This is a genomic window from Kutzneria viridogrisea DSM 43870 (genome assembly GCF_000525635.1).
GTDB classification, from domain to species: Bacteria; Actinomycetota; Actinomycetes; order Mycobacteriales; family Pseudonocardiaceae; genus Kutzneria; species Kutzneria viridogrisea.
This window is the reverse complement of record NZ_CP007155.1, coordinates 3,264,780-3,291,665: the sequence shown is the minus strand read 5'-3', so window position 1 is coordinate 3,291,665 and position 26,886 is coordinate 3,264,780. Positions and strand designations below refer to the sequence as shown.

The following is a 26,886-nucleotide window of genomic DNA, read 5'->3' as shown; positions in this document are numbered from 1 at the left end:
CCCGCACCCTCAACCGCGAGCTCGGCGTCAGCCACAACCTGATCCACCAGCGCTTCGGCAGCAAGCAACAACTGTGGCGGGCCACGTGGACTGGGCCTTCGGCAGGCTGGCCGCCGAGGTGGGCTTCGAGGTGGACGAGTCTGCCGATCCGCTGGACCAGCTCCGCGAGGCGGTGCGCGGGTTCCTGCTGTTCTCCGCACGGCACCCCGACCTGTTGCGGCTGATGAACACCGAGGCCGGGCTGGACAGCGGGCGGCTGGACTACCTCTTCGAGACCTACGTGCGCGAGATCCCCGCCAGCACACTGTTCTTCCTGCTGGCGCACGGGGCCGCCGCCCCGTTCAGCAACGAGCCGCTGGCCAGGCGGTTCGGCGACACCGTGGACGCACAGCGGCACGCGGACCTGGTCGCCGACCTGCTGGTGGCGGGCCTGCGCACGTGAGACGTGCCGGTCGTCCCCTCCCCACGTGGACGACCGGCACGCATGAGCGGACTCAGTCCTTCGTGTCGAGCACCGAGTCCTTCGAGGTCTCCCGCATCGTCAGGTAGACGATCAGCGACACCAGGATGCAGCCCGCGACGTAGTAGAAGAAGACCGTCTCGTGCCCGGCCTGCTTGAGCCACAGCGCGATGTACTCCGCCGTACCGCCGAAGATCGCGACGGTCAGCGCGTAGGGCAGGCCGACCCCCAGTGCGCGGATCTTGGTCGGGAACAGCTCAGCCTTCACGATGGCGTTGATCGAGGTGTAGCCGGTGACGATCACCAGCGAGCCCAGCATGATCAGGAAGGCGATCACGGGCTGCTGGGTGCCGGAGAGCACGGTCAGCAGCGGCACGGTGAGCAGGGTGCCCGCGACACCGAAGAACAGCAGCAGCGGGCGTCGGCCGACGCGGTCGGAGAACCGGCCCGCGATGGGCTGGAGCACCACGAAGACCAGCAGGGCGAAGAAGTTGATCCAGCTCGCCGTGACCTCGTTGATCTTGCTGGTGTTCACCATGAACTTCTGCAGGTAGGTGGTGTAGGTGTAGAAGGCCACCGTGCCGCCCAGGGTCAGCCCGCAGACCAGCAGGCACTCCTTGGGGTACTGCAACAGGGTGCGCAGCGTACCCCGGTTGCCGCGTGCCGCGTCTTTGTTCAACTCGCGAAGATAGTTCTCCGACTCGTCCATGGTGGCCCGCAGGTACATCACCACGGCCGCGCCCAGCGCACCGATGACGAAGGCGATGCGCCAGCCCCAGGAGCCCATCTCCTCTTTGCTCAGGAGTTGTTGCAAGACGATCTGCACGCCGAGCGCGAGGAGCTGGCCGCCGGTCAGCGTCACGTACTGGAAGCTGGAGTAGTAACCGCGCTTGCCCTCGGTGGCCACCTCGGACAGGTACGTGGCGGAGGTGGCGTACTCACCGCCGACCGAGATGCCCTGCAACAGGCGGGCCAGCACCAGCACGACCGGGGCGGCCACGCCGATCGTGGCGTAGCCGGGCGTGAAGGCGATGATCAGCGAGCCCGCCGCCATCAGCGTGACCGAGAGGGTCAGCGCGGCGCGGCGGCCGAACCGGTCGGCGTAGCGGCCCATGAGCCAGCCGCCGATGGGGCGCATCAGGAAGCCGACCGCGAACACGCCCGCGGTGTTGAGCAACTGCGCGGTCTGGTCGCCAGCGGGGAAGAACACCTTGGCGAAGTAGATGGTGAACGCGGTGTAGGCGTACCAGTCGTACCACTCGATCAGGTTGCCCATCGACCCGCGCAGCACGTTGCCGATGACCCGGCGCTCCGACCGTTTGCCGCTCACGTCCGCGTTGACGTCCAGACTCATTGCCCTGCCCTCCCTGGTGACCGGGCTCACGATCACCGCTCACCGGCGGACGGGGCAAGGCGCGGGCTGGTTTGTTTACAGCCGCTTAGGGTTGGGCCACCCGGCTAGGCCGAACGGGGTCCCGTCCAGGTAGCCGCGGATGCCGCCCGCCGAGTACTCGATCAGCGGGGTGGGCAGCTCGCGCAGCTCGAACCAGCCCAGTTCCGAGCACTTCGCGGGCTCCCGGTTGACCGGCTCGCCCGCCCACCGGGTCGTGGCGAAGAACAGGCCCAGGCGCGGTTCCAGGCCGCTGGCGGTGACGTGCCGGGTGTGCACCAGGCTCAGGTCGGCCTGGTCGATGCGCACGCCGACCTCCTCCAGCGCCTCACGTGCCGCGGCGGCCAGCACCGACTCGCCCGCGTCGAGCTTGCCGGAGGGCAGGTGCCACTGGCCGTCGAAGGCCGGGATCGGGTCGCGGCGCCTGCTCAGCAGCACCTGCTCACCGCGGATCAGCAGCAGGTGCACGTCGATCAGGTGGCGGTCGGGCACGTGCCGGATGGTAGCGGCGGGGTGCCCGCCCGGCCGGGCGGGCACCCCCGGGTTCAGCCGCTGTTGCGGGGCAGGCCGAAGCAGTTGACCGGCACGGCGTGCGCCGGGTCCAGCGCGTTGAGGATGTCCTGGCCGACGACCGGGTCCACGGCCTCCAGGACGTGCTCGCTGAGGTCGGTCGGGCACTGGTCCTGCAACACCAGGTTGGTGATGTTCGGACCGGCCGGGGCGATGCCGCTGGTGTAGGGCACCACGGCCTCGTCGTACCTGGTGACGATGGTGGTGAAGTGCACCTGGTGCGGGAACGCCTCGCCGGAGTTGACCGAGTTGAGGAAGTCCGAGCCGGTCAGGAACTGCGGGCCGGACTCGGAGACCGCGCCGATGAGCGGGTCGACCACCGGGCGCAGCCCCAGCTTCTCCGCCAGCTGGTACAGGTTGGCCAGGCCCAGCACGTTGCTGCCCTGGTAGAGCGGGGTCATCGCCACGTACTTGTCCACCTTCTCCGCCCCGCCCAGGTAGCGCAGGTAGTAGCGCGGCATGACGGTGCCCTCGGAGTGGCCGACCAGGTCGACCTTGGCGGCCCCGGTGGCCGCGAGCACCTTGTCGATGAACGGGGCGAGGTCCTTGCTGGCACTGGTCTGCATGGCCGCCATGCCGCCGACCGGCACGCGCCCGTTGAGCCCGTAGGTCAGCGAGAACACGCAGTACCCGTTGTTGGCCAGCATCGGCGCGAACACGTGCCAGTTCAGCGCCTGGTTCGCGCCCGCGCCGTGCACCAGCACGACCGGGTTGGGGTGTTGGCTGCCCGGCTTGCAGGAGAAGTCGTTGCCGCCAGGAGGGGAGCTGGTCAGGTCCAGCGTGTGCTGGATGGCGCCGAGGCCACCGGCAAGTCCGTAGGTGACCTTGAACCGGACCTGGCTGGTCGCCGCGGCGGCGGGACCGGCCAGCAGGGAGACGAGCGCCGCGACCATGATCACGACGGGTCCAGCCCATCGCAGAGCGCGCATGGGTCGTTGTCCTCTCGACGGTGAGAAGGAGCCGATCACATAGGAAGTGATCGTTTCCTTACTGGACCACGCCCCGGCGGACACCGTCAATGACCATTTCGCTCGTTCGTCGGCGAGAATCCACAGCCATGACCCGACGCACCCAGCAGGAGCGCCGCGAGGCCACCGTGGCCAAGCTGGTGGACGCCACGATCAGCGCCATCGTGGAGCTGGGCTACCACCGCACCTCGGTGCAGGCGATCTGCGGGCGGGCCGGGCTCTCGGTCGGCGCGATGTTCCGCCAGTTCGACAGCAGGCTGGACCTGGTCGTGGCCGCCGTGGAGGAGGTCGTCGCGCGGCACCTGGCGCACTTCCGCGAACACCTGGCCGCGCTGGCCGCCGAGGAGGACGTGATCACGGCCTCGCTGCGCTTCCTGCGCCAGGCCACCGGGTCCCCGCTGACCCACGTGCTGCGCGAGGTGCTGATCGCCGCACGCACCGAGCAGGAACTGCGTTCCCGTGTCAGGCCGACGATCCACCGCTACTATTCGGCGATCTTCGCCGACGCGGAGCACGCCGGGGTGCTCGCGCCGCTACCGCCGGAGCACAGGGAGAACGTGGTGCACATGATGGTCCACCTGTTCTCCGGCGAGGCCCTGATCACCGGGGTGGACCCGCGCCCCGAGCAGGCCGAGGCACAGTTGCAGCTGGCCCGGCGCATGCTGCTGACCCTGGCGGGGACCGACTGATGCGGGTGCTGCTGGTCGAGGACGACGACGGGGTCGCGGGCGCGCTGGTCGACGCACTGGGTGCGGCGGGCCACCAGCCGACGCGGCTGCACCGGGGCGCCGACGCGCTGACCCGGCACCACAACGCCGACATCGTGCTGCTCGACCTCGGGCTGCCCGACGGGGACGGCCTGGACGTGCTGCGCAAGCTGCGCAAGGTCACCGACCTGCCGGTGCTGGTGCTGACCGCGCGCAGCGACGAGCGCTCGGTGGTGCGCGGACTCCGCCTGGGCGCCGACGACTACCTGGTCAAGCCGGTACGGCTGGCCGAGCTGCTGGCCAGGATCGAGGCCGTCACCCGGCGGGCCACCGCCCGGGGCGGTGCCGATCAGGGCACCGTGCAGGTCGGCGACGTGCGGATCGACCTGCACGCCAGGCAGGTGCACGTGGGCAGCGAGCTGATCGCGTTGACCTCCAAGGAGTTCGACGTGCTCGCCGCGCTGGCCAGCAGGCGCGGCACCGCGGTCAGCCGCCAGCAGCTGATGGACGAGGTGTGGGGCGATGCCTACCTGGCGATCTCCCGTTCCCTGGACGTGCACGTGGCCCAGTTGCGCGGCAAGCTGCGCCGCCCGGGGCTGCTCACCACCATCCGAGGCTTCGGCTACCGGTTGGACGGCTAGCGGTGCGCACCCGGCTGCTCGTGGTGCTGCTGGCCTTCTCCGCGACGGCCGTGGCCGCGTTCGCCTGGCCGCTGCTGATGGTGACCGCCAGCGAGCGCACCCAGCAGTTGCTGATCAGCCGCAACGCCGACCTGGACCGGTTCGCCGTGCTCGCCCAACAGGCCGACACCACGGGTGATTCGGGACAGCTGGTCGCGGAGGTGCTGCGCTACTCCTCCCTGTACGGCGAGCCGGTCGTGGTCGCCAATGCGGCGCGTAAGGCCGTGGTGGAATCCGGCGGCATGCACCTCGACGACCCCGCCGTCACCAACCTGATCGACGGCGCCCTGCGCAACGAGCCCGCGCCCCCGGTGCCGACCGTGCAGCCCTGGTCCACCGAGGACGTGCTGCTCGCCCGCCCCGTGGGCACCGGCACCCGGGTCGCGGGCGCCGTGGTGCTGCGCGCCTCCGTGCGGGCCGCCGCCGAGGACGTGGCCAAGGGCTGGTCGACCATCGTGGCCGGTGCGCTGACCGCCGCCGCGGGCTGCGTGCTGCTGGTGCTCGCGCTGTCCCGGTGGGTGCTGCGGCCGATGGCCGAGCTCGCCCGCGGTATGCGCGCCATGACCGAGGGCGAGCGCTGGGCGCACGTCACCGGCAAGGCCGGTCCTCGGGAGATGCGCTCGCTGGCCGAGCAGTTCAACCGGATGTCCGACGCCGTCAGTGAAGCCGCCGAGCAGCAGCGCAGGTTGATCAGCGACGCCTCGCACCAGCTGCGCAACCCCATGGCAGCACTGCGGTTGCGGGTGGACTCGCTGGCCCCGCGCGTGGACGAGCAGGGGCAGCGGTCCTACCGCAGTGCCGTGGCCGAGGTGGAACGCCTGGAGTCCCTTTTGGACGGTCTGCTGGCGATGGCCTCCGCGGAGAGCACGGCCACCAGGCTGGCCGCCGACGGGGACAGCGAGTCCTGCCTGGCCGACGAGGTCGTCGAGGCCGGGGTCTACGCGTGGACCCCCGCCGCGGAACAGGCCGGGGTCGAGCTGGTGACCGCGGAGATCACCGCCGACCTGGCCGTGCAGTGCTCGGAGAGCGATCTCGGTCAGGTGCTGGACGTGGCCGTGGACAACGCGATCAAGTACTCGGGGCGCGGCGCACGGATCGAGGTGTCCTGTGTGGACATAGACGGTTCGGTACGGATCACCGTGTCGGACAACGGTCCTGGTCTTCCCGCCGAGGAACTGGCCATGGCCACCGAGCGGTTCTGGCGCTCCACCAGCACCGCAGGGGCCCGCGGCACCGGGCTCGGCCTGCCGATCGCCCAGGCGCTGGTGACCGCGCGCGGGGGCACCCTGCGGCTGGAGAACCGCCAGCCGCAGGGGTTCGCCGTGGTCGTGGAGCTGCCGGAGGCGCGCGAATGAGACAGGTCGGCAGACGAACTGCCTTGGCAGCACTGGGAATCGGCCTGCTCAGCGCATGTACCACCGAGGGCTACCAGGGGTCGGAGCGCACCGTGGGCATCGCCGCCGGCGAACAAGGCGGGTTCTACCTCGCGTTCGGGCAGTTGCTGGCCCAGCAGTTGTCCGCAGCCCAGCCGCTGCTGCACGGCAAGGCGCTGGAGACCCCCGCCAGCCTGGCCAACATCGACCTGTTGCGCAGCGGCAAGGCCGACATGGCCCTGGCGCTCACCGACACCGCTCGTGCCGCCGTCAACGGGCAGGATCCGTTCCGGGGCAAGGTGGAGCTGTGCGCGCTGGGCCGCGTGTACGAGAACTACCTGCAACTGGTCGTGCGCAACGACTCCCCCGTGCGGACCGTGGCCGATCTCGCCGGGCGCACGATTTCGCTGGGCGCCAACGGTTCCGGCGCCTCACTCACCGGCGAGCGGATCCTGGACGTCGCCGGGATCCGGCTCGCCGTGCGCCACCTCGCGCTGGCCGATGCCGTTGCCGCGCTGGAATCGCGCGCCGTGGACGCCGTGCTGTGGTCCGGCGGTGTGCCCACGCCGAAACTGGCCGAACTGGACACCCGCGTCGGGATCCGCCTGCTGGCGCTGGACGGGGTGCTGCCCGGCATGCGTGCCCGCTTCGGCGCCGTGTACGAGCAGGTGCCCGTGCCCAGCGGCGGCTACCAGTTCGTCCACGAGGTGCCCACCATCGGCGTCGCGAACCTGTTGGTGTGCCTGCCATCCCTGCCCGACGAGGTCGCCGCCGCCGTGGTCGGCGTGCTGGTCAACCGCGCCGACCAGCTCGTGCCCCAGCAGGCGCTCGGCACCCAGTTCCTCGACGTGCGCACCCTCATCGGCACCGTGGACGTGCCACTGCACCCCGGAGCCGCGGCGGCGTACCGCGCCCTGCACGGCTGACCCCACCCCCGCGAGTCCCGCCCAGCCGCACGCGAGTCCCGCCCAGCCGCGGCCGAGTCCCGCTGAACCGTCAGCCGAGTCCCGCCGAGCCGGATACGCTGCCCGCATGGAGATCCTGGTGGACCGGGTCAGCGTGCACGCCGGTGACGACACGCACAGCCACGTGTGGACCCTCACCCTGCCCGATGACGCCACGCTCGGCGAGGCCGTGCGGCACGTGTGGGACGCCAGCTACCTGCCCCACTTCGTGAGCGGCCGCGGCGACTGGACCGTCCGCCCGTCGCGTGCGAGCGAACAGCGCTACGCCGAGGTCAACGAGCAGCGCGTCGAGTACCTGGTGGACCCGAACACCCGTTTGACCGAGCTGAGCAGCACGTTGTTCTGGGGCTGAGGGCCTCGCGTCTCGGCGCCGCGGGACCTGAGCGGGCGCCGAGCTTGGGCCGGTGTCACGAAGGTGCCCCTCATGACGCTGGGTGTCCCAAAAGGCACCTTCGTGGCATGTGGGGCGGGGCGAGGCGTGCGCCCCGTGCTGTCACGAAGGTGCCCTTCATGACGAAGCGGTGCGGATTCAGGGAAGTCGCTGGGTGAGCAGGAGGGCGGCGGCGACGGAGGCCAGGGCGGTGAGGGCGCCGAGAACGAGCCAGGAGCGGCTGGCGTCGGCCTGCTTGGTCTCGTAGCCGATCTGCTCGGCGAGCGTGCCGTAGACCTGCTGCAACTGACCGGCGTCCTGGGCGCGGTAGAAATCGCCGCCGGACAGGGCGGCGATCTGGCGCATGGACACCTCGTCGACGGGCACGGGGGTGGACTGGCCGTCCTGGGTGATGCTGCCGCCACTGGTGCCGAAGGAGATGGCGGACACGGGCATCTGCGCGGCCTTGGCGGCACGGGCCTGGGTGAACGCCCCGCGCTCGGCGTTGAGGTCGGCGGGGGTGTTCTCCTTGCCGTCACTCATCAGCACGATCCGGGCGGGCGGCGGGCCGTCGACCCCGCTGATCAGCTTGCCGAAGGACTGCACGGCCTGCACGGCGGCGGCGATGGCCTCGCCGGTGGCGGTGCCCTGGGAGAGCTTGAGCGCGTCGATGCCCTGGCGTACCTGCTCGCGGTCGTTGGTGGGCGAGACGAGCACGGTGGCGGACCCGGCGAAGGAGACGAGTCCGAGGTTGACCCCGGGCGTCAACTTGTCCACAAAGGACTTGGCGGCCTGCTGGGCGGCGGCCAGCCGCGAGGGCGCGACGTCCGTGGCGGCCATGGACTCGGACACGTCCACGGTGAGCATGACGGTCGCCCGGTTGCGCGGCACCTTGAGTTCAGCGGTGGGACCTGCCAGTGCGACGGTGAGCAACACCAGTGCCACCAACAACAACGCGGGCGGCACGTGCCGCTGCCAGCCGGGGCGCACGGGGGCGACACGGTCCAACATGGACAGATCGGTGTAGCGGGCCGTGTCGCGGCGACGGCGCCGCAGCATCCACAGGTAGCCAAGGCCCAGCGCGGCGACGAGGATCAGCAACAGGAACCAAAGCGGGTCGGCGAACCCGGTAAGACTCATGCTGCCGCCTCGCTGACGCTCGGCGGCGGCATTCGCCGAAGCCCTGTGCTCAATGGTGAGCTCGCAAGCTCGCTCACGCCACCCCTCCGGACCACCTGCGCTTGCGAGCGACCACGAACCGCACCACGTCGGCGATCCAGTCGGAGTCGGTGCGCAGCACCAGGTGCGCGCACCCGGCCTGGCGCAGCCCGGCGGCCACCGAGGAGCGGTGGTGGGCCGCGGCGGCGGCGAACTCCCTGCGCAGCAACGGGGAGACGTGCACCTCGCGCTGCCTGCCGCTCTCCGGGTCGGCGAGCACGACCGTGCCCACCTCGGGCAGGTCCACGTCGCGCGGGTCGACCACCTCGACGGCGACCAGGTCGTGCCGGGCGGACAGCCCGCGCAGCGGTCGCTGCCAGTCCAGCTCGCCGAGGAAGTCGGAGACGACAACGACCAGGCCCCGGCGGCGCGGCGGCCGACGCAGTTGCTCCAGCAGCACGGCCAGATCGCCACGAACGCCCTCGGGGGCGCGCGGGGTCTGCGCGACGCGGCGCACCAGGCCCCTGGCGTGGGCGAGACCGCCCCGCGCGGGGACGCGGTCGATCCGCTCCCCGGTGGACAGCACGGCGCCGATCCGGTTGCCGCCGCCCCCGGTCAGGTGGGTGAAGGCGGCCACGGCGGCCACGGCCAGGTCGCGCTTCTCGCAGGCGGCCGTGCCGAAGTCCAGGCTCGCCGACAGGTCGACGGCGAGCCAGGTCTCCAGCTCACGATCGGCCACGGTCTCGCGGATGTGCGGCACCGTCGTGCGTGCGGTGACGGCCCAGTCCATCCGGCGCACGTCGTCACCGGGCTGGTAGGTGCGCGCCTCACCCGGTTCGGTACCCGGACCGGGCACCAGGCCGAGGTGGTTGCCCTGCAACAGCCCGTCCAGGCGGCGGCGCACGTCCATCTCCAACGTGCGCAGCGCCGGTTCGAGCCGGTTCTCGTCCAGTGCGGGCGGGGCCCAACGGGGACGCGGGTCGGTCATGGCCTGCCGATCACACCGGCGGGCGGCGGGGGCAGCGGGGCGCCGGGCACGGGCTGCTGCGGGGCGGCCTGGCCGTTGCCGGGCCGGGCGGTGACCTGCGGCAGCGGCACGGTCTGCAGCACGCGGGCCACGATGTGGTCCAGCGGCACGCCGTCGGCCAGGGCGTCGTAGGACAGCACCAGGCGGTGGCGCAGCACGTCGGGCACCACGTCGACCACGTCCTGGGGCAGCACGTAGTCCCGGCCGCGCACCAGGGCCAGCGCCCGCGCGGCGGCGACGATGCCCAGGCTGGCGCGCGGGGAGGCGCCGTAGGCGACCCACCCGGCGACGTCGGTCAGCCCGTGGTCGGCGGGCGAGCGGGTGGCCACCACCAGGCGCACCACGTAGTCCACCAGCGCGTGGTGCACGAACACCCGGGAGGCCACGTCCTGGAGGCGGACCAGCTCGTCGGGGCCGAGCACCTGCTGCGGCTCCGGCGCGGTCACGCCCATCCGGTAGACGATCTCCCGCTCCTCCTCGGCCGTGGGGTACTCCACGACGATCTTGAACAGGAAGCGGTCACGCTGGGCCTCGGGCAGCGGGTAGACGCCCTCGTTCTCGATCGGGTTCTGCGTGGCCAGCACCAGGAACGGGCTGGGCATGGGGAAGGTCTGGCCGCCGATGGACACGTGCCGCTCGGCCATCACCTCCAGCATCGCCGACTGGACCTTGGCGGGCGCCCGGTTGATCTCGTCGGCGAGCACGAAGTTGGCCACGACCGGGCCCAGCTCCACGTCGAAGGTCTCGGTGCCCTGGCGGTAGATGCGGGTGCCGAGGATGTCGGCGGGCACCAGGTCGGGGGTGAACTGCACGCGGCTGAAGGTGCCGCCGACCACCTTGGCGAAGGTCTCCACCGCGAGGGTCTTGGCCACACCGGGCACGCCCTCCAGCAGCAGGTGCCCCTTGGACAGCAGACCCACCAGCATGCGCTCGACCAGCCGGTCCTGACCGACGATCACGCGCTTGACCTCGAACACGGTGCGTTCGAGCAGCTGAGCGTCGCGCGCCGGGGTGCTCGGCGCCGTGGCGCCCTCGGCGTTCTCAGCTTCGGCCACTGGCGATCCTCCTACTAAGGCAGGGCAGGTGACGGCGTGATCCGCCAACGCTAGGTAACCCGACCGGCGGTAGGAACACTGTAAAGCCCGTCACGGCGCGTCGCGGTGCCGCTCCAGGTCCTCGATCGTGTCCACATCGGAGGACTCGCCCGGTTCGGCGGCGACCCGCGCCAGCGCGAGCCCGCCGAGCACCGAACGCAGCGGGCGGCCGGCCGGGTCGGCGGGCAGTGCGGCGCGCAGGGAGCCGGTCCGCCAGCAGCCGATGAGCCACTGGGGGTGCCCCTGCTCGTCGACCAGCACGGCGCCGTCCACCTGCGGGGACAGGGCGGCGCGCAGTCGCGCCACGGTGTTGGGGCGGATCCCGGCCAGGTCGGCGGCCAGCACCGCGACGAACTCGGCGGCACCGACCAGCGCCAGCCCGGCGGCCAACCCGGCCACCGGCCCGCCACCGGGTGGGTCCTCCCTGGCCCAGGTCACCGGCATGCCGGTGGGCGTGCGCGGGCCGACGACCACGAGCGGGTCGGCCCCGGGCACGGCGTGCAGCGCGCGGTCGAGCAGGGTCCGGCCGCCGACCAGCAGCCCGGGCTTGTGCACCCCGCCGAGACGACGGCCGCCACCACCGGCGAGCACCACGGCGGCGAGGGTCATGTCGCTTCGAGGTACTTCTTGACCAGGGTCTTCGGCGCGCGGCACAGCCAGGCCTCGGTGATCAGCTCGGTCAGCTCGGCCTCGCCGATCCGCTCCAGCAGCACCAGTACGGCCGGGTAACCCTCGAAGTGCGGGATGGTGAAGTAGACCGCCGGGTCGTCGGCGATCAGCGCCTCCTTGACGCCGAGGTCGGCGACGCGGGCACCGAGGATGGGGCCTTGCGGCGCGTCCTCGCCGAGGGCCTTCAGGTCCGACTGGCGCAGCGGACGTTCCCACACGACGCCCTTGTCGCGCACGCGCCAGTGCGCCTGACCTCGTGAGGTCGTCTCGCTCGTCTCGGGCAGCGCCGAGACGATCCGGCGCACGTCCGCCCAGGTGGCCACGGCCGGAGCCTAGAGCATGCGGGTGGCGTACGGCATGATCTCGCCCCAGCGCACCGGCACGACCCGCACCACCCCGCCGGAGTACGGGGCCTCGATCATCTGCCCGCCGCCCACGTACATGGTCACGTGGTGGATGTTGCTGGGGTTGCCGTAGAACAGCATGTCCCCCGGGGCCATCTGGGACAGCGGCACGTGCTGCCCGGCGTAGTACTGGTAGCCGCTGTAGTGCGGCAGGTAGATGCCGACCCCGGCGAAGGCGTAGACCATCAGGCCCGAGCAGTCGAACCCGATCCGGTTGTAGTCACCGAAGTAGTCGGCATCGCCGCCCCCGTCGGAGATGCCGCGACTGGGGCCGCTCGGCGTGCCACCGCCCCACGCGTAGGTGATGCCGAGCTGGGCCATCGCCCGCTGCACCACGATGTTCGCCCGGCTGCCGGACGGGGCGGCCACCGGCCTCGGCGCCGGGGCGCCACCACCGCCGCCCCCGCTCGGGCGCGCGGCGGCGGCCTGCGCGGCGGCCTGTGCCGCAGCCTCGTCCTCGCGGCGCTTCTGCTCCTGCCAGTCCTGGTAGCGCTGGCGCTGCGCCTGCAGGTCGCTGACCTTGTCCTGGGCGGCGGCGAGCTGGTTCTCCACCTCGGTCTTGGCTGACTGCAACTGCTTGGTCTGCTCGGCCTGGCTCTGCCGCGCGGCTACGGCGGCGGCCATCGCGGAGTCGACCCGCTTCTTGGCGATGGCCGCCTCGTCCTGCTTCTGCTTGGCCAGGTCCAGGGCCTTGCGGCTGGCCGACTCCTTGTTGGCCTTGTCCACGTTGGCGCGCTGCATGACGTCCATGGCGCGCAGCTGGGACCGGCTGATGTCGCTGAGCAGCTGGGCCCGGTCGATCAGGTCCTTCGGGTCGTTGGCGTCGATCAGCGCGGAGACCGAGCCGACCGCGGAGCCCTGCTGGAGACTGGCCGCCGCGAACTCGTCGAGCTGGTGCCGGGCCAGGTCCACGGCGTCCCCGGCGGCGGTGGCCTCCACCTTGGCGGCGCTGGCCGCGTCCTGGGCCTTGCGCGCGGCCTCCTGGGCGGCCTGGAGGTCGACCAGCGCCTTGTTGACCTCTTCCATCTTCTGCTCGACCTGGCTCTGCAACTGGGTGAGCCGGGCGTCGGCGGCGGCGAGCTGGTTGGTCAGGTCCCCGACCTGCGCGGCCTTGTCCTTGACCTGGGACTGGCCCGCGCTGATGTCGGAGTCGGAGGGGTTGCCCGGCGGGGGCGGCACGGCCAGGCCCATGCCCACCGTGCTCAGCGCGAGTACCAGCGCCAACCCGCTCGCCACCAGCCCGCGAAGCACCGTTGCTCGGTTCATCTCCAGCCACCTCCGGGCCCGCGCGCGCTAGACCGTTCGGCTCAATCAGTCGTAATCCGAACGGCGTCAACCGGGCGTGGTTCGACTGTGCCACTCCCGTCCCGTTGCCGCCAGGCGTCACGGGAAAAACTCACCCACCGTCAACCACATGTGTCACAAATGCCACTCCGAGTAGCAGGAGTCCCGCCCAGCCACTGCGGCCGAGCGGGACTCGTGGTCCTGCGAGCGGGACTCGCGGGTCAGTTGACCTGGCGGTCGCGGCCCTCCCAGTAGGTCTGGCGCAGCTTGTACTTCTGGATCTTGCCGGTGGCCGTGCGCGGGATCGCCTCCCGGAACTCCACGCTGGTCGGCGCCTTGTACCCGGCCAGCCGCGCCTTGCAGTGCGCGATCAACTCGGCCTCCCCGGCCCGCGCGCCCTCAGCCAGCACGACCAGGGCCTTGATCGTCTCGCCCCACTTCTCGTGTGGCACGCCGATCACCGCGACCTCGGCCACCGCGGGATGGCTGAACAGGCAGTCCTCCACCTCGATCGAGGACACGTTCTCCCCGCCGGTGATGATCACGTCCTTCTTCCGGTCGGAGATCACCAGGTGGCCCTCGGAGTCCAGCCAGCCGCCGTCCCCGGTGTGGAACCAGCCCTCGGCCAGCGCCTCCCCACTGGCCTCCGGATTGGTCCAGTACCCGTCCATGACCACGTTGGAGCGGGCCAGCACCTCCCCCGACTCCGCGATGCGCAGCCGCGCGCCCAGCGCTGGTCCGCCCGCCCGCGACAGCTTGCGGGCCCGCTCCTCGGCGGGCAGGTCCACGTCCTGCGGGCGGGTCCGGTTGAACGTCAGCAGCGGGGAGGTCTCGGTCAGGCCGTAGATCTGCTGGAACTCCCAGCCCAGCTCGTCCTGCATGCGGGCGATCGTCCTGGTCGGCGGCGGGGCGCCCGCGCACACGACCCGGACCCGGTCGCGGCCGGGGATCTCCCCGGTCCAGGACTGGGCGGCGTCCAGCACGGCGTTCCACACCGCGGGCGCCCCGCACATCAGCGTCACCCCGTGCTGCTCGACCCGGCGCAGGATCTCGGTGCCGTCCACCTTGCGCAGCACCACGTGCTTGACGCCCAGGCCCGCCAACCCGAAGGGCATGCCCCAGCCGTTGCAGTGGAACATCGGCAGGGTGTGCATATAGACGTCGCGCTCCCAGGCCCTGGTGTGCATGGCGAAGGTGACGGCGTTGATCCAGATGTTGCGGTGGGTCAACTGCACGCCCTTGGGCCGCGCGGTGGTGCCCGAGGTGTAGTTGATGGTCGCCGTGGCGTCCTCGTCGGGCTCGCGCCAGGGCCTGGGCTCGGTGTCGAAGCGCAGCAGCGCCTCGCTGTCCGCGCCGAGCACGACCCGGTGCCGCGCGCCGATCCCGGCCAGGGCCTCGTCCAGCTCCGGGTCCACCAGCAGCAGGGAGGCCCCGCTGTGCTCGACGATGTAGCGGACCTCCTCGGGCTTGAGCCGGAAGTTGACCGGCACGCAGACCCGCCCGCTGGCGGGCACGGCGTGCAGCAGCTCCATCAGCCGGGCCGAGTTGTGACTGACCACGGCCACCCGCTCGCCCTCGGCGAGGCCCAGTTCGTCCAGTCCGGCCTGCCAGGCGCGGACCCGGCGGCCGAACTCGCGGTAGGTGGTGGTCTGGACGGGCGCTGCCGGTTGCACCGGCTCGTCGACGACGGCGGTGCCGTCCGGGAAGACCGTCTCGGCACGGTCCAGGAAATCCGCAACGGTGAGGGGTACCCGCATCCCCAGACCCTAGCCGCGTTCACCAGGTTGAGGGATCGCCCCAAGTGCTGAATCGTCCCAGTGGGCGGGTCGAGCGGGCCGCGACCAGTTCCGGCAGCGCCTCGCCAAGCGGCTCGCGGACCACCGCGTCGGCCACCTCGTCGTACGGGGTGGGCTCGGCGTTGCAGATGACCACGGCGGCGCCCGCCTTCGCCGCGAGCCCCACCAGCCCCGCCGCCGGCTCCACACTCAGCGAGGACCCGGCCGCCAGCAGCAGGTCGCAGTCCAGGGCCGCCTGCCTGGCCCTGCGCAGCACCACCGGGTCCAGCGCCTGTCCGAACGAGATGGTCGCCGCCTTGAGGATGCCGCCGCAGACCAGGCACGGCGGATCGGGTTCACCCGCACGGACCCGGTCCAGCGCCTCGGCCATCGACCCGCGCGCGTCGCAGTCCATGCACTGCGTGCCGTACAGGGATCCGTGCAGTTCCACCACGAGCCCGGGATCCGAGCCCGCCCGCTGGTGCAGCCCGTCGATGTTCTGGGTCAGCAACGCGCGCAGCCGCTCGGACCGCTCCAACTCGACCAGCGCGCGGTGCGCCGCGTTGGGCTGGGCGGCCCACGCCGGGTTCTCCGCACGGTTGAGCCAGCTCCGCCTGCGCACGTCCGGATCGGACAGGTAGGCGCTGAGCGTGAACATCCGCTCGGCCTCCGGGTCCCTGGTCCACACCCCGTTGGGCCCCCGGAAGTCGGGGATGCCCGAATCGGTGGAGACCCCGGCGCCGGTCAGCACGCACACCCGCCGCGCGGCACCGACCAGCTCCAGGGCCTGTTGGCTCGTCATCCCCCTTGGCTACGCCACCCGCGCCGTCGTGTCCAGTTCAGACCGCGACGCCGACGGATCGCTCCGCCGGCGTCGTGGCCCCCTCCCCCTGCACACCTGGCCGACCGGCACCCCGACACCGGTGGCCAGGTGGTCGTGTGCGGTCAGACAGCTACCTCGTCACGGCCCGGGATCCGCTTGCGCACCGGGAAGATCTGCTCGATCGTGTGGTCCCTCGTCCACTCGACCGGCTCGGTGGGGCGCTGCTCCTCGCTCGCGGCGAGCCTGCTGTGCTCGCGCACCTCCTGCCAGCCCGACAGCGCGGCGAGCACGGCGCCGCTGATCACCGCGGCGAGCGCGACGGCCACCACCCCGTCCACGTGGAGCTGGGTCAGCAGTACCACGATGGCCCACAGTTGCACTGCGGAGAACAGCGCGGTCCACACGACCCTGGCGAAGACCCGGCCGTAGGACTTCGACGCCGGGCGGAAGTTCTGGCTGCTCATCTTCGGTCCCCTCCTCGTACCGCCTTGTGTTGGCGGTACTGAAGTTGTATCCCCGACGCGGTTGTGCTACTGCGTCAGGTGACACACCTCGGGGAACTCAGCGCCCCATGGCGCGCAGATCAGCCAATCGGTGGATGACGATCCACCTGCGCCCGGTCGTGATCAGGCCCTTCGCGCGCAGCGAACGCAGCACCCTGGCCATGGACTCCCGCGAGGTGGACGCGGTCTCCGCCAACTTCTGTTGTGTGGCAGGGGTGTCGATGCGGACGCCGTCGGCAACCTGCTGCCCCCAGCGCTCGGCAAGGTCCAGCAGCAGCGCGACAACCCGTTGGGTGGAAGTACCTCCGCTGTACTCGGCGCGCTGCTGGTCGGTGTCGCGCAGGCGGCGCACCACCACCTGGAGCAGTGACCAGGCGATGCGCGGGTAGGCGTCGCACAGGCTCGGCAGCCGCGCGTCCGGGATGAGCAGCACGTCCACGGTGTCCACGGCCTGCAGGGTGGCGGAGCGGGGCCGGCCGTCGATGGCGGAGAGCTCACCGAGGATCTCGCCCGGTCCGCACACCGCGAGCACCACCTCGCGGCCGTGCGCGGACCCCGCCATGACCCGGATCTGCCCGTGCAGCACCACGTAGAACTGCTTGGAATCCTCGCCCTGGCCCGTGATCATCGCGTTGGGCGCGAACTGCCGTCTGGTCGCGGCGGCCCGCACCGCCGCCTGCTCGGTAGGCGACAGTCGTGCCCAGAACGTGCTCGATGCGGCGCTCAGCTCGATCTCCTCCCCGAAGTTGACCGATGCCGGCCGCAGTCGACAATACGGAGCGGCGCAAGGACGAATCCACGGAAGTGGTGAAGAATGGGGCACGATCACGCGGCGCACCGGGGCATCCTGGTGGTGGACGTGGAGGGGTTCAGCGGTCCGGATCGCAGCGAGGACCACCGGAAAGTGGTACGGGACCGGTTGCGGGCCATCCTGCGCGAGTCGCTGTCCGAGATCGGTGTGGACCTGGATCGGTGCTTCGTCAACGACACCGGGGACGGCACGCTGGTGCTGCTGGGCCCCGAGGTGCCCGAGCAGTCGCTGGTGCACCCGCTGCCCACGGCGATGGAGGCCAGGCTGCGCCTGCACAACAGCAGGCACGCCGACGGGGCCCGGATCCGGTTGCGGGTGGCGCTGCACCACGGGCAGGTGCACTTCGACGGGGCCGGGGCCACCAGCGCCGCCGTGATCCACGCGTTCCGGCTGTTGGACTGCGCGCCGCTCAAGCAGGGGCTGCGCCAGGCCAGCGGCCCCCTGGCACTGGTCACCTCCGAGCAGTTCTACGCCGAGGTGGTGCTCGGTGTGCCCGCCGCCGCGCCGGAGAACTACCTGCGCGTGTCGGTGTCGGAGAAGGAGACCACCGGCACGGCGTGGATGTTCGTGCCCGGTGGGCTGCCCAGTGGGGCGCTCACGCCCTCGCTGCCGGTGTGGCTGGGCGAGGACGTGCCCGTGCCCGGTGGTGAGCGCCTCGCCGGGCAGCTGGTGCTCGCGATCCGCCAGTCCCCCGCCCTGCTCGACGCCGCGCGCGAGCACTGGTCCCCCGGCGGGCGGATCGCCGTTGCCGACGCCGTGCACGCCCTCACCGACGCGCTGCTGCTCGTCCCCGCGATGGGCGAGGACGCCAGCCGCCGTGTGGTCCTCGCGGAACTGCCCGTGCAGATCCGCACCTCGATCGCCCGCAGCCCCGTGCCGCGCCGTGACGTGCTGGAGATCGTCCGCACCTGCCTGAACCGCAACGGCGGCCTGGGCGCCCTGCTGGCCGCGGTCGCCCGCACCGAGGGCGACACCCTGGACCTGGCCGACCTGCACGTGGCCGTGGTGCGCGTGCTCGGGGCGCTGGTCGGCGACTGACCGGCTCCGCCGACGTGTCATGAAGGTGCCGTTCGGGACGTTGGGTGTCGCGAACGGCACCTTCATGGCGTCTCGGCGCGCAGGAACCGCACCACCTCGCGGTAGAACTGGCGCTTGACGTTCACGCTGTGGCCGATCCTCGGGTACAGGACGAGGCGGCCACGGGGCAGGAGCCGAGCGGTCTCGGCGAACATGTCGGGGGTCCAGAAGTAGTCGCGGGCACCGGCGATGACCAGCGTGGGGGTCGTGACGGTGGGCAGGCGGTCGTGGACGTCGAACGCGTCCTCAGCGAGCAGCATGCGGATGAGGTCGGTGGCGTCACGGGGCTTGGTGAGCGAGCCGACGGCCCACATCGCGGCGGTGAGCAGTGGGCGCAGCACGGGGTTGCGGGTGATGCCGGGGGCGAGCAGGTGGTAGCCGGGCCGGTTGGCGCGCAGGCGGTGTGCCCAGCCCAGTTGGGCCCGCTTGGCGACGGGTCCGAGCCGGTAGGCGGCGCTGGCGACGACGGCGCGGTCGATGACCTCGGGGTGGTCGGCCAGCAGTTGCAGCACAAGGGATCCGCCGCTGGAGTGGCCGAGCACGTGCACGGGACGCCCGAACCGCTCGCGGATGGCGGTGGCGTAGTCGGTGGCGGCGTCGGCCATGGCGTAGCCCTCGGGTACCCCGGGTCGGCGGTTGACCAGGTGCACGGCGAACCCGGCGTCAGCGAAGGGCTTGAGGGTGCTGATGGCGATGCGGCGGGCGAGTCCGGTGGGGTTGCGGTGTTCGACCGCGGTGCCGGGCACGTACACCAGCGGGGTACCGGAGCCAACGGTCAGGCAGGGCAGGCCGCCGGGCAACGAGTCCTCGCGGATCATGCCTGGAGCACCAGTACACCGGTGGCGGCGACCAGGCAGGCCAGCGCCGTGACGGCTCCGGTGCCGAGGAAGCGTCGCCAGTTGACCGACACCCCGGCGGACTGGCAGCGCTCGTACCAGAGCAGGGTGGCCAGCGAGGCCCAGGGCACCACGATCGGGCCCACGTTGGTGCCGATGAGCAGCCCGAGCAGCTGCTCGTGGTTGGCCAAGGGCACGACGGCCTCGCCGGCGGCGTAGGCGGGCAGGTTGTTGAGCAGGTTCGACAGGCCCGCACCGGCACCGGCGGCGCGGAAGACCCCGGGCCCGCCGGGGTCCGAGCCGATCACGGCGTGCACGATCCCGGCGAGCCCGTGGTCGCTGATGGTCTGCACGACCAGGAACAGCCCGGTGACGAACACCAGCAGCCGCCAGGGCAGCAGGCCCCAGCGCAGCGAGGACCGGGACCGCAGCAGGAACACCAGTGCGACCACGGCGGCGCAGACCGGGGAGACGATCTCCAGCGGCACTCCGGTGACCACACCGCCGACGAACACCACGCAGGCCGCCGAGCACACCCCGAACAGCACGCGGTCCCGCGGCCGGGCGGGCGCGGGTGGCTCGTAGCGGTCCATGCCGCGGCGCTTGCGGCGCCAGTAGAACAGCCACAGGCACCCGGCGGTGGCGGCGACCGAGGCCAGTTCCGGCAGCGCCATCCGGGCGGCGAACTCCGGGGCGCTCAGCGCGACCCGGTTCATGGCAAGCAGGTTGGTCAGGTTGGACACCGGCAGCAGCAGGCTCGCGGTGTTGGCCAGCCACACCGTGGTCATCGCCAGCGGCATACCGGGGATCGCCAGCTTACGGGCCACCGCGAGCATGACGGGGGTCAGCAGCACGGCGGTGGTGTCCAGGTTGAGCGTGGCGGTGGTGATCGCCGCGAACAGCACGCACAACACGAACAGGGCGCCGAAGCTGCCGCCCGCCAGGATGGTCAGCCGCACCGCGATGACGTCGAACACCCCGGCCTCGGCGGTCAGCTCGGCCAGCACGATCACCGCGCCGAGGAACACCAGGATCGGCGCGATCCTGGCCACGGTGGCCTGCGCCTGCCCGACCGGCAGCAGCCCGGTGGCCAGGAACACCAGTCCCAGCAGGAAAAGCCCGATCGCGATCCAGTCGAGCACTGACAGACGCCGCACTTCTCACCTGACCGTCATCCGGGACACGGGGTCCCACAACAGGAAGTCGCCGTCATCACTGGCACTGGCCACCATCGGCTGGCCGTCCACCAGCACCCCGGTCAACGCGCGAACAGTACCCGCGTGCGCGTGGAAGGATCCGGCCAACCTGCCCTCCCGCACGTCCCAGAACTGCACCACACCACCGAAGCCCCCGCTGGCCAGCAGCAGCCTGCCGCCCACGCGGACCGGGGCCATCGCCCCGACGTACCCGGTCCCGCCGTCGAGCAGGCGGACCGAGCCGTCCGGGTCGCACAGCGCGATCGTGCCGTCCTGGCAGCCCGCGGCGAGCCGCTCCTGCACCACGGTCAGCGCCACCACACCCGCCAGTTCGGACCCGAGCCTGCGGTGCACCTCACCGCTGACCGGGTCCCACATCAGCACCCGGCCGTCGCTGTCCGCGCTGACCAGCAGCGCACCGGCCAGCCCCTCGAAGGCCACCAGCGAGGCGATCTCGGCGTTGGGCCCGCGCAGCACGGTGGTCGGCCCAGAGCGGTCCACCGGCCAGACCCGGATCGTGCCGTCGGCGCTGCCGCTGGACAGGTGCCGCTCCCCCGCGATCAGCAGCGGGGCGACCGTCCACACCTCGCCGGTGTGCTCGGCCCTGGTGGACAGGTGCTCACCGGTGTCGGCGTCCCACACCCGCACGGTGCCGTCCGCGGAGCCGGTGGCCAGCAGCACCGGGCCGGGGCCGGGCACGGCCGCCAGCGCGCGGATCGTGCTGCGGTGCCCGGTGAGCGTGCGCTCCTCGGCGTAGCTGGACAGCTCGTGCAGGTGCACCGCCCCGTCCAGCGCGCCGCTGGCCAGCAGGGTGCGGTCGGGCAGTTGCACCGAGGCCAGCGCCCACACCGCGCTGGAGCGCACCGACTGGAGCTCGTCGGTCTGGAAGGTCACCGGGTCGGCCAGCCGGATCGTGCCGTCCACGCCCCCGCTGGCCAGGTGCACCCGGCCACCGACCTCGACCGGGGCCATCGCCCAGACCTCGCCGGTGTGGTGGCCGAACCGGTGCTGCACCCCGTCGTTGCCGGTGTGCGGGTTCCACAGCCGCACGGTGCTGTCCGCGCTGCCGCTGGCCAGCAGCTCGCCCTCGGGGGTGGGCACGACCGCCAGCGTGCGGATCGTGCTGACGTGGCCGACGAAGGAGTTCACCAGCGCCCCGGAGCGCGGGTTCCACAGGTGGATCATGCCGTCGGCCCCGCCGCTTGCCAGCAGGGTCTGCCCGGCCACGGTGATCGTGGCCAGCGCCCAGACCGTGCTGCGGTGTGCCTGGATGGTGCGCAGCACGACACTGGTGTCGGTGTCCCACAACCGGATCGTGCCGTCCGCGCTGCCGCTGGCCAGCAGCTCGCGCTCGCCGAAGGGCACCGCCGCCAGTGCCCAGACCCGGCCGCCCCGCCGGGTCAGCGTGCGCAGCCGCTGCCCGGACTCGGGGTCCCACAACTGGATCGTGCTGCCCGCGCCCGTGCCCGCCAGGTAGGTGCGGTCCCCGGAGCGCACGGCGACCAGCGCCCACACCTCGCCCTCCAGGAACCGGGTCTCCTTGAGCAGCACGCCAGTGGCCAGTTCCCAGGTGCGCACGATGCCGTCCACGCCACCGCTGGCGATCAGCGTGTGCTCCTCGCCCGGCCGCGCCGCGATGGTCGCCAGCACGCGCACCGGCCCGGTGTGCCCCGCCAGGGTGCGCACGGTCTGCCCGGTGGGCACGTCGATCAGCCGCACGGCCCCGTCCGCCCCGCCGCGCGCCAGCAGGGCCCGCTCCGCGGAGCGCACCTCGGCCAGCACCCACACCGGGCCCTGCGCCCCGGGTCCGGCCAGGTGCGTGTCGTCACCGGGGTAGGGCGGAGGGGGCAGCCGCAGCAGTTCCGGCGGTCCCTGGTGGGCGGGTCGCGCACCGGCCCGACGCAGACAGTCCACAATGGACGACAGCGCGGTGCGGGCGTCGCGGTCCTCGAAGGTGGCCCCGTCGATGCGCTCCACCATCTCCTGCAACAACAAGCCCGCGTGCACGGTGCAGGCCAGCACGCGCAGCCCGCTGCCCGGGGAGTCCAACAGGGCCTGCAACCAGGCCTCGCCGGCATAGGGCAGCGCCACGGTCCCCGCCGAGATCACCGACACGACGAAACGCCCGTGCTCCAAGGCTTCCGCGGCGAGCCTGCGCAGACCGTCCGGACTGGACACCTCGGCCAGCGGGCGGATCACCACGGCGTAGCCGAGCCGGTCCAGCTCCCAGCGCAGCCACTCGGCCCAGGGCAGGTCCCTGGGGTGGTAGCTCAGGCAGACCTCGGTGGGCACCGGCACGGTGGCGGGTGCCTCCTCCAGTGGCTCCTCGCCCTCCACCGCGTCCAACGGGGTCAGCTCCACCGAGGGACTGTGCTCCGCACCGTCCTCGGCGGGCAGCAGTTCGCTCCACCGCCGGGCGGCCTGCGCGTAGGGCGGCCCGAGCGCCTCCAGCACGCTGTGCACGACACTGGCGAAGGGCCGGCTGCCCGCGCCGATCAGCGGCCCGCCATGGCCGAACGGGTCGGCCAGCATCGCCGCGAAGTCCAGTGGCTGCCCCATTCTGGCGGCCACGTACTCGGAGACCATGCCGAACACGCGCAGCGCCTCGGTGCGGCGCAGGGTGCCCAGCAGGGTCTCCCGCACCCCGGGGTGGAAGTCGTACTCCACCTCGTCGGGGTGCTCACCGGCCCGCTCGGGACCGATGCGCTGCAACAGTTGTCCCAGGAAGACCTCGGCCAGGTGCGCGGGCCGCGAGTCGGGCAGCATCGTCTGCTGCACCAGGCGCATCACGGGCAGGCTCAGCGGGGCGGCGGACAGGTAGGCGGCCAGCGAGAAGGCCACCGGCGATGCCGAGGAACGGAACGCCTGCACGCGTTCCAGCGGGGTCGAGGGCGCGACATCGGGCTGCCGCAAGGGTTCCTCGGTGTGACGGTCCCCGGCGAGCATGACGACCCCGTTGACCCAGCCCCGGTTGTCCCCGGACACGAGGCCGGCCCACTGGGAGATCCAGCGCGCGTCCAGCTCCATCACCGGCACCGGGGTACCGGACAGCTCCTCGGCACCGAAGCCCTGGTTGCGCGCCTGGTACCGCAGCTTCGGGTACGCCAGCCCGGACTGGACCGCCTGCAACCGCACCGGGACCGGCACGATTCCCGTGCGGTGCCACAGCCGCTGTGGCAGCGGCTGCACGATCGCCACCGGCCCGTGGGCGCTCCAGGTGGTCAGCAGCTCACTCATCGCCCCGGACCGCCAGCCCGCGGCCACGCAGTCGCTGAACAGCAGCACCAGTCGGCGCCCGCCGGGGTCGAGCAGTTCGCGCGGGCTGCGCGCGGGCGCACCGGACGGGGCGCTCGCCTTGCGCAGCACCGGTTGCGCCGCACCGGTGTCCATCTCCCACACCCGCACGTCGCGGAACGCGCCCATGCGCTCCAGCAGCACGCGCAGTTCCCCGGCGGCACGGCGCCAGATCCGCATCGAGGCGCCGGCGTCCACCACCAGTGCCACGTCCAGCCAGCGCGTCATCTCCGGTGTGCGCTCGGGCAGCCACACCCCGTGTCGGCGATGCGCGCGGCGGTGGCGTCCTCGTCCACGACCAGCGACCGCGCGTCGGGCACCCGGCGCTTGAGCGGTCGCAGCGCCCTGGACAGCCCCAGCTTCTCCGGTACGGCCGGGGCGGCCGGGCTGAGCAGCCGAAGGCCGCTGACCCGGTCACCGGCTTCCCTGCCGGGCAGGTGCACGGCGGCCGATGAGCCGGGGACCTGCGAGGCGCCCGGCGCGGGACGGCCCGCACCACTGCCGGTGGGCTCGCGCCGACCGGCACCGGTACCCGGTTCGGCCTCGGACTCGGCGGGCTGCTCGGGCCGCGGCTCCTGCTGCCGCGCCGGAGGCTCGCCGGGGCCGGCGGGCTCGGACCGGTCGAGGTGACCGGCCAGCCACAGCGCGTCGGCCAGTTCCTCACCGCTGAGCTGCACGCGGGCGGCGGCCAGTGCGGCGACCAGCTCGCCGAGCATCACGAGCCTTGCTGGTTGAGCGGCCGCAGCAGCGCGTCGAGCAGACGGCCGCGGGTCTCCTCCTGCGGGCGGCCCCCGGAGGTGGCCAGGTAGATGGCGTTGAGCAGCTGGTCGTTGGCCAGGTCCCCGGTGCGCCGGTCGTCCAGGAAGCGGTCGATCACCTCGGCGCACTCGGCGACGGTGTGCTCGCCAAGGTGTGCGGCCACGATCTCGGTGAGCTGCTCGCGGTTGGGCGTGCGGATGTCGATGCGCAGACAACGGCGCAGGAAGGCCGGTGGGAAGTCGCGCTCGCCGTTGCTGGTGAGCACCACCACCGGGAAGGCGTTGCAGCGGACCCGGCCGCGGTGCACCGCGACCTGGTCGGTGCCGTCGGCGATCATCACCTCGACCACCGACTGGTCGTCGGGCAGGCGGGTCAGCTCGGGGATCTCGAACTCGCCCTCCTCGAACACGTTCAGCAGATCGTTGGGCAGGTCCACATCGGACTTGTCGATCTCGTCGATGAGCAGCACCCTGGGCCTGCGCTGGGGCAGCATCGCGGTGCCCAGCTTGCCCAGCCGCACGTAGCGCCCGATCGAGGGCGGGCTGGCGTCCCCGCCGCCGACCTGGCGCAGGATCGTGCGCGCCCCGTTCTGCCGCAGGCTGGCGTCCTGCAACCTGCCGATCGCGTCGTAGCGGTACAGTCCCTGCTCCAGGGTGGACCGGCTGGTGATCGGCCAGCGCAGCACGGGACCCAGGCCCAGTTCGTGCGCGATGCTGTAGGCCAGCGTGGACTTCCCGGTGCCGGGCTTGCCCGTCACCAGCAGCGGCCTGCGCAGGTACAGCGCCGCGTTGACGATCTCCACCACCTCGGGGTCGGCCCGGTAGCTGGCGGCCCGCTCCCGCTCGCCCAGCCGGCGACCGCCCGAGCTGTCCGCGCCCAGCACCGGGTCCACCAGCGGGCCGCCGCCGAACTCCCGCCAGCGCGGTGGGGGCGGCAGCCGCTTGATCCCGTCGTGCGGCTCGCCGGTACCCCGGTAGATGAGCCAGTCCTGGTCCCCAGTCACGGCGTGGATCCTCCGCTCGCGGTCGGTGCGGACAGCCCGAGGTCGGGCTCGGGCAGACGGGACGGGTCGTCCCAGAGCAGGCTCAGGTGGTGGCCGCAGTGGTCCGCGCCGCCGAGACCCGCTTCCTGGCGGGCGCGCAGCGCGTGGTCGGGCAGCCGCAGCAGGGAGCCGCCGGTGAGCAGCTCCACCGCCTGCTCGTGGCCGCCCGCGCCGTGGTCCTCGCGGCACCACAGCGCCACCGGGGTGCCCGCGAAGATCGCGGCGCCGAGCACCGAGTCGGCGCTCTGGTGCTCCGGTGTCGGGGTCCGGTCCCAGGCCAGGCAGACCGGCTGTTCCCCGGCCAGTTCGCGGAACAAGCGCGCTGGGTCGGCGCCTTCCTCTTCGCCGACCCAGCGCACGCCTTCCCCCGGTCGCTGCCCGCTCTGCTCCTGCAACCAGCGCCACTTCGCCCGCCACTGGGCGCGCAGCGAGAGCGAGCGGTTGCGCAGCCGCTCCAGGCTGCGCACCACGACCGGGAAGTCCACACCGACCTCGCGGCGGAACGGGCTGTCCGAACTGATCAACCAGTTGTCCACCGGGGCCACCAGCAGCCGGTGCGGCAGGATGAACTCCACGGTGAGGTCCGCCTCGGCGGCGGGCAGCCGCTCCCCGCAGTCCAGCAGCAGGCGGTCGATCACGTCCGGGATCTCGGACAGCTCGTAGGTGCGGTCCTCGCGGAACAGGCTCTCGCAGGCGGTGTGGTCGAACCACAGCCAGACCGAGAGCTGGTACCGGTCGGGGTCCAGGCCGTCCTCCTCGACCTGCACCAGCAGCGCGGGACGGCCCGGCGGCTTCTCCACCCGCGAGTGGGCGCCCTCACGGGCCACCGCGAGCAGTTGCGGGGGCAGTTCGCAGCGGTGTGCCACGTCGGAGTTCCACTGGCGCAGGGCGGCCGCGGTGTAGCCGCCACCGTCCACGGCGCAGGCCACGTGCTCGACGAACACGAACAGCGGCGGCAGCTGACCCGGCGGGCACATGGTGTTGGCCAGCTCGTCGAGCACGGCCAGCAGGTCGGTGGGCGGCACGGTCAGCGGCGGTCCGATCGGGCCGACCGCGGCGCGGTGCAGCGCCAGCACGTCCACCTCGACGGTCAGCCCGGTGAGCAGGCGGCGCAATGCGGTGCGCTCGGCGGGCAGCAGCAGTTCCAGCGGCACGTGCAGCGCGATCAGGTCGGCGATCTCGTCCAGCAGATAGTGGCCGGGGCTCAGCGCGCGCACGGCCTCCAGCAGCTTGCGCAGCCCGCCGGGGTGCTCCTGGCACTGGTCGAGCAGCGCCAGCACGTAGCGGCGCACCGCGCTGTGGCTGGGCACGTAGAACTCCGGGCTGAGCCGTTCGCGCAGGTCGGACTCCAGCAGCGCGCGGACGTTGTCCTCCCACAACTCGTCCACACCCAACAGCAGATCGACCAGTTCGTCGCGCACCGGGATCGGCAGCCTCGGACGGCCGGCTCCGGTCACGCCCCCTCCTCCCCGCGCGCCCCCGTTGCGGCCAATGGCCACGCGCGCGTGCATGTCGCAAAAGGCTAACCGCAAGGCTTCCATTCGTGTGTGTCATATGACACATACGCCGGGGTCGTGCTGCGAACTTCGGGTGACAAATCGGGAATTGCGTGGACAGCCACGCTACGTTCCCAACCCGGCACAACGCGTTA

At 72.1% G+C, this 26,886-nt stretch carries 26 protein-coding genes; 7 read left to right on the top strand and 19 right to left on the bottom strand.

All coding sequences use genetic code 11. From position 1 onward, the window contains the following. Positions 1 to 73: 73 nt before the first annotated feature. Complete coding sequence (locus KALB_RS14805; protein WP_052360457.1) at positions 74 to 442, top strand: hypothetical protein; 369 nt, start codon at positions 74 to 76, stop codon at positions 440 to 442. Between the two features lie 52 nt (positions 443 to 494). On the opposite strand, the gene KALB_RS14800 is transcribed toward KALB_RS14805, so the two are convergent. The 3 genes from KALB_RS14800 to KALB_RS14790 form a co-directional block, all read right to left on the bottom strand. After that, a complete protein-coding gene (locus tag KALB_RS14800; protein ID WP_025356493.1) occupies positions 495 to 1,814 on the bottom strand; it encodes an MFS transporter in 1,320 nt (439 codons plus the stop codon). Between the two features lie 75 nt (positions 1,815 to 1,889). Then, entirely contained in the window at positions 1,890 to 2,342 is a 453-nt protein-coding gene (locus KALB_RS14795; protein ID WP_025356492.1) for an NUDIX domain-containing protein, read from the bottom strand. 53 nt (positions 2,343 to 2,395) lie between these two features. Further along, positions 2,396 to 3,349: a lipase family alpha/beta hydrolase gene (locus KALB_RS14790; protein ID WP_025356491.1), complete on the bottom strand. Its 954-nt coding sequence runs from the start codon at positions 3,347 to 3,349 to the stop codon at positions 2,396 to 2,398. Between the two features lie 128 nt (positions 3,350 to 3,477). Between KALB_RS14790 and KALB_RS14785 the strand changes: the two genes are divergently transcribed. The 5 genes from KALB_RS14785 (at position 3,478) to KALB_RS14765 (ending at position 7,465) form a co-directional block, all read left to right on the top strand. Continuing rightward, complete coding sequence (locus tag KALB_RS14785) at positions 3,478 to 4,077, top strand: TetR/AcrR family transcriptional regulator (RefSeq protein WP_025356490.1); 600 nt, start codon at positions 3,478 to 3,480, stop codon at positions 4,075 to 4,077. Then, complete coding sequence (locus KALB_RS14780; RefSeq protein WP_025356489.1) at positions 4,077 to 4,736, top strand: response regulator transcription factor; 660 nt, start codon at positions 4,077 to 4,079, stop codon at positions 4,734 to 4,736. The genes KALB_RS14785 and KALB_RS14780 overlap by 1 nt, the downstream gene beginning before the upstream one ends. Before the next feature lie 2 nt (positions 4,737 to 4,738). Next, entirely contained in the window at positions 4,739 to 6,130 is a 1,392-nt protein-coding gene (locus KALB_RS14775; protein WP_025356488.1) for a HAMP domain-containing sensor histidine kinase, read from the top strand. Continuing rightward, positions 6,127 to 7,074 carry a TAXI family TRAP transporter solute-binding subunit gene (locus tag KALB_RS14770; protein ID WP_030111551.1) on the top strand — a complete coding sequence of 316 codons (948 nt, stop codon included), beginning with the start codon at positions 6,127 to 6,129 and terminating at the stop codon, positions 7,072 to 7,074. Before KALB_RS14775 ends, KALB_RS14770 begins: the two co-directional genes overlap by 4 nt. A gap of 106 nt (positions 7,075 to 7,180) precedes the next feature. Then, positions 7,181 to 7,465, top strand: a complete 285-nt coding sequence (locus KALB_RS14765; RefSeq protein WP_025356486.1) for a hypothetical protein — start codon at positions 7,181 to 7,183, stop codon at positions 7,463 to 7,465. A 177-nt stretch (positions 7,466 to 7,642) separates the two neighbouring features. On the opposite strand, the gene KALB_RS14760 is transcribed toward KALB_RS14765, so the two are convergent. The 10 genes from KALB_RS14760 to KALB_RS14715 form a co-directional block, all read right to left on the bottom strand. Beyond that, positions 7,643 to 8,623, bottom strand: coding sequence for a VWA domain-containing protein (locus KALB_RS14760; RefSeq protein WP_025356485.1), 981 nt, complete (start codon positions 8,621 to 8,623; stop codon positions 7,643 to 7,645). A 73-nt stretch (positions 8,624 to 8,696) separates the two neighbouring features. Next, entirely contained in the window at positions 8,697 to 9,629 is a 933-nt protein-coding gene (locus KALB_RS14755; protein ID WP_025356484.1) for a DUF58 domain-containing protein, read from the bottom strand. Next, the gene (locus KALB_RS14750; RefSeq protein WP_025356483.1) at positions 9,626 to 10,723 is read right to left on the bottom strand and encodes an AAA family ATPase; all 1,098 of its coding nucleotides are present in this window, start codon (positions 10,721 to 10,723) and stop codon (positions 9,626 to 9,628) included. The genes KALB_RS14755 and KALB_RS14750 overlap by 4 nt, the downstream gene beginning before the upstream one ends. 90 nt (positions 10,724 to 10,813) lie before the next feature. Beyond that, positions 10,814 to 11,371, bottom strand: a complete 558-nt coding sequence (gene mobA, locus KALB_RS14745; RefSeq protein WP_025356482.1) for a molybdenum cofactor guanylyltransferase — start codon at positions 11,369 to 11,371, stop codon at positions 10,814 to 10,816. After that, entirely contained in the window at positions 11,368 to 11,754 is a 387-nt protein-coding gene (locus KALB_RS14740) for an MmcQ/YjbR family DNA-binding protein (protein ID WP_025356481.1), read from the bottom strand. Before KALB_RS14740 ends, mobA begins: the two co-directional genes overlap by 4 nt. 9 nt (positions 11,755 to 11,763) lie before the next feature. Next, positions 11,764 to 13,101: an NlpC/P60 family protein gene (locus KALB_RS14735; RefSeq protein ID WP_025356480.1), complete on the bottom strand. Its 1,338-nt coding sequence runs from the start codon at positions 13,099 to 13,101 to the stop codon at positions 11,764 to 11,766. Positions 13,102 to 13,340: 239 nt separating this feature from the next. Then, complete coding sequence (locus KALB_RS14730; protein ID WP_025356479.1) at positions 13,341 to 14,876, bottom strand: AMP-binding protein; 1,536 nt, start codon at positions 14,874 to 14,876, stop codon at positions 13,341 to 13,343. A 19-nt stretch (positions 14,877 to 14,895) separates the two neighbouring features. Continuing rightward, positions 14,896 to 15,696 carry an SIR2 family NAD-dependent protein deacylase gene (locus KALB_RS14725; RefSeq protein WP_030108519.1) on the bottom strand — a complete coding sequence of 267 codons (801 nt, stop codon included), beginning with the start codon at positions 15,694 to 15,696 and terminating at the stop codon, positions 14,896 to 14,898. A 143-nt stretch (positions 15,697 to 15,839) separates the two neighbouring features. Then, positions 15,840 to 16,181, bottom strand: a complete 342-nt coding sequence (locus tag KALB_RS14720; RefSeq protein ID WP_025356477.1) for a hypothetical protein — start codon at positions 16,179 to 16,181, stop codon at positions 15,840 to 15,842. Positions 16,182 to 16,278: 97 nt separating this feature from the next. Continuing rightward, on the bottom strand, positions 16,279 to 16,890 hold the full coding sequence (locus KALB_RS14715; RefSeq protein WP_025356476.1) for a Crp/Fnr family transcriptional regulator: 612 nt from the start codon (positions 16,888 to 16,890) through the stop codon (positions 16,279 to 16,281). Positions 16,891 to 17,034: 144 nt separating this feature from the next. On the opposite strand from KALB_RS14715, the gene KALB_RS43910 reads away from it, so the two are divergent. Then, positions 17,035 to 18,069, top strand: a complete 1,035-nt coding sequence (locus KALB_RS43910; RefSeq protein WP_025356475.1) for an effector-associated domain 2-containing protein — start codon at positions 17,035 to 17,037, stop codon at positions 18,067 to 18,069. A gap of 62 nt (positions 18,070 to 18,131) precedes the next feature. Here KALB_RS43910 and KALB_RS14705 read toward each other — a convergent pair whose 3' ends face one another. The 6 genes from KALB_RS14705 to KALB_RS14685 are packed head-to-tail and all read right to left on the bottom strand — an operon-like array spanning position 18,132 to position 26,692. Next, positions 18,132 to 18,926 (bottom strand): alpha/beta fold hydrolase, encoded by a 795-nt coding sequence (locus KALB_RS14705; protein WP_025356474.1) that lies wholly within the window; start codon positions 18,924 to 18,926, stop codon positions 18,132 to 18,134. Further along, on the bottom strand, positions 18,923 to 20,101 hold the full coding sequence (locus tag KALB_RS14700) for an ArsB/NhaD family transporter (RefSeq protein ID WP_030108523.1): 1,179 nt from the start codon (positions 20,099 to 20,101) through the stop codon (positions 18,923 to 18,925). The genes KALB_RS14705 and KALB_RS14700 overlap by 4 nt, the downstream gene beginning before the upstream one ends. Before the next feature lie 3 nt (positions 20,102 to 20,104). After that, entirely contained in the window at positions 20,105 to 23,662 is a 3,558-nt protein-coding gene (locus tag KALB_RS43905) for an SAV_2336 N-terminal domain-related protein (RefSeq protein ID WP_148309472.1), read from the bottom strand. Continuing rightward, a complete protein-coding gene (locus KALB_RS43900; protein ID WP_148309471.1) occupies positions 23,659 to 24,150 on the bottom strand; it encodes a hypothetical protein in 492 nt (163 codons plus the stop codon). Before KALB_RS43900 ends, KALB_RS43905 begins: the two co-directional genes overlap by 4 nt. Further along, positions 24,150 to 25,196 carry an AAA family ATPase gene (locus tag KALB_RS14690; protein ID WP_025356472.1) on the bottom strand — a complete coding sequence of 349 codons (1,047 nt, stop codon included), beginning with the start codon at positions 25,194 to 25,196 and terminating at the stop codon, positions 24,150 to 24,152. The genes KALB_RS43900 and KALB_RS14690 overlap by 1 nt, the downstream gene beginning before the upstream one ends. After that, a complete protein-coding gene (locus KALB_RS14685) occupies positions 25,193 to 26,692 on the bottom strand; it encodes a VMAP-C domain-containing protein (protein ID WP_025356471.1) in 1,500 nt (499 codons plus the stop codon). The genes KALB_RS14690 and KALB_RS14685 overlap by 4 nt, the downstream gene beginning before the upstream one ends. Positions 26,693 to 26,886: the final 194 nt, after the last annotated feature.

Excerpts from the sequence above, each read along its gene's own strand:
- mobA (WP_025356482.1), bottom strand. The coding sequence starts at position 11,371 with ATGACCCTCGCCGCCGTGGTGCTCGCCGGTGGTGGCGGCCGTCGTCTC.
- KALB_RS14765 (WP_025356486.1), top strand. The coding sequence starts at position 7,181 with ATGGAGATCCTGGTGGACCGGGTCAGCGTGCACGCCGGTGACGACACG.
- KALB_RS14800 (WP_025356493.1), bottom strand. The coding sequence starts at position 1,814 with ATGAGTCTGGACGTCAACGCGGACGTGAGCGGCAAACGGTCGGAGCGC.
- KALB_RS43910 (WP_025356475.1), top strand. The coding sequence starts at position 17,035 with ATGGGGCACGATCACGCGGCGCACCGGGGCATCCTGGTGGTGGACGTG.
- KALB_RS14770 (WP_030111551.1), top strand. The coding sequence starts at position 6,127 with ATGAGACAGGTCGGCAGACGAACTGCCTTGGCAGCACTGGGAATCGGC.
- KALB_RS14785 (WP_025356490.1), top strand. The coding sequence starts at position 3,478 with ATGACCCGACGCACCCAGCAGGAGCGCCGCGAGGCCACCGTGGCCAAG.
- KALB_RS14720 (WP_025356477.1), bottom strand. The coding sequence starts at position 16,181 with ATGAGCAGCCAGAACTTCCGCCCGGCGTCGAAGTCCTACGGCCGGGTC.
- KALB_RS14735 (WP_025356480.1), bottom strand. The coding sequence starts at position 13,101 with ATGAACCGAGCAACGGTGCTTCGCGGGCTGGTGGCGAGCGGGTTGGCG.
- KALB_RS14780 (WP_025356489.1), top strand. The coding sequence starts at position 4,077 with ATGCGGGTGCTGCTGGTCGAGGACGACGACGGGGTCGCGGGCGCGCTG.
- KALB_RS14755 (WP_025356484.1), bottom strand. The coding sequence starts at position 9,629 with ATGACCGACCCGCGTCCCCGTTGGGCCCCGCCCGCACTGGACGAGAAC.
- KALB_RS14730 (WP_025356479.1), bottom strand. The coding sequence starts at position 14,876 with ATGCGGGTACCCCTCACCGTTGCGGATTTCCTGGACCGTGCCGAGACG.
- KALB_RS14705 (WP_025356474.1), bottom strand. The coding sequence starts at position 18,926 with ATGATCCGCGAGGACTCGTTGCCCGGCGGCCTGCCCTGCCTGACCGTT.
- KALB_RS14725 (WP_030108519.1), bottom strand. The coding sequence starts at position 15,696 with ATGACGAGCCAACAGGCCCTGGAGCTGGTCGGTGCCGCGCGGCGGGTG.
- KALB_RS43905 (WP_148309472.1), bottom strand. The coding sequence starts at position 23,662 with ATGACGCGCTGGCTGGACGTGGCACTGGTGGTGGACGCCGGCGCCTCG.
- KALB_RS14790 (WP_025356491.1), bottom strand. The coding sequence starts at position 3,349 with ATGCGCGCTCTGCGATGGGCTGGACCCGTCGTGATCATGGTCGCGGCG.
- KALB_RS14760 (WP_025356485.1), bottom strand. The coding sequence starts at position 8,623 with ATGAGTCTTACCGGGTTCGCCGACCCGCTTTGGTTCCTGTTGCTGATC.
- KALB_RS43900 (WP_148309471.1), bottom strand. The coding sequence starts at position 24,150 with ATGCTCGGCGAGCTGGTCGCCGCACTGGCCGCCGCCCGCGTGCAGCTC.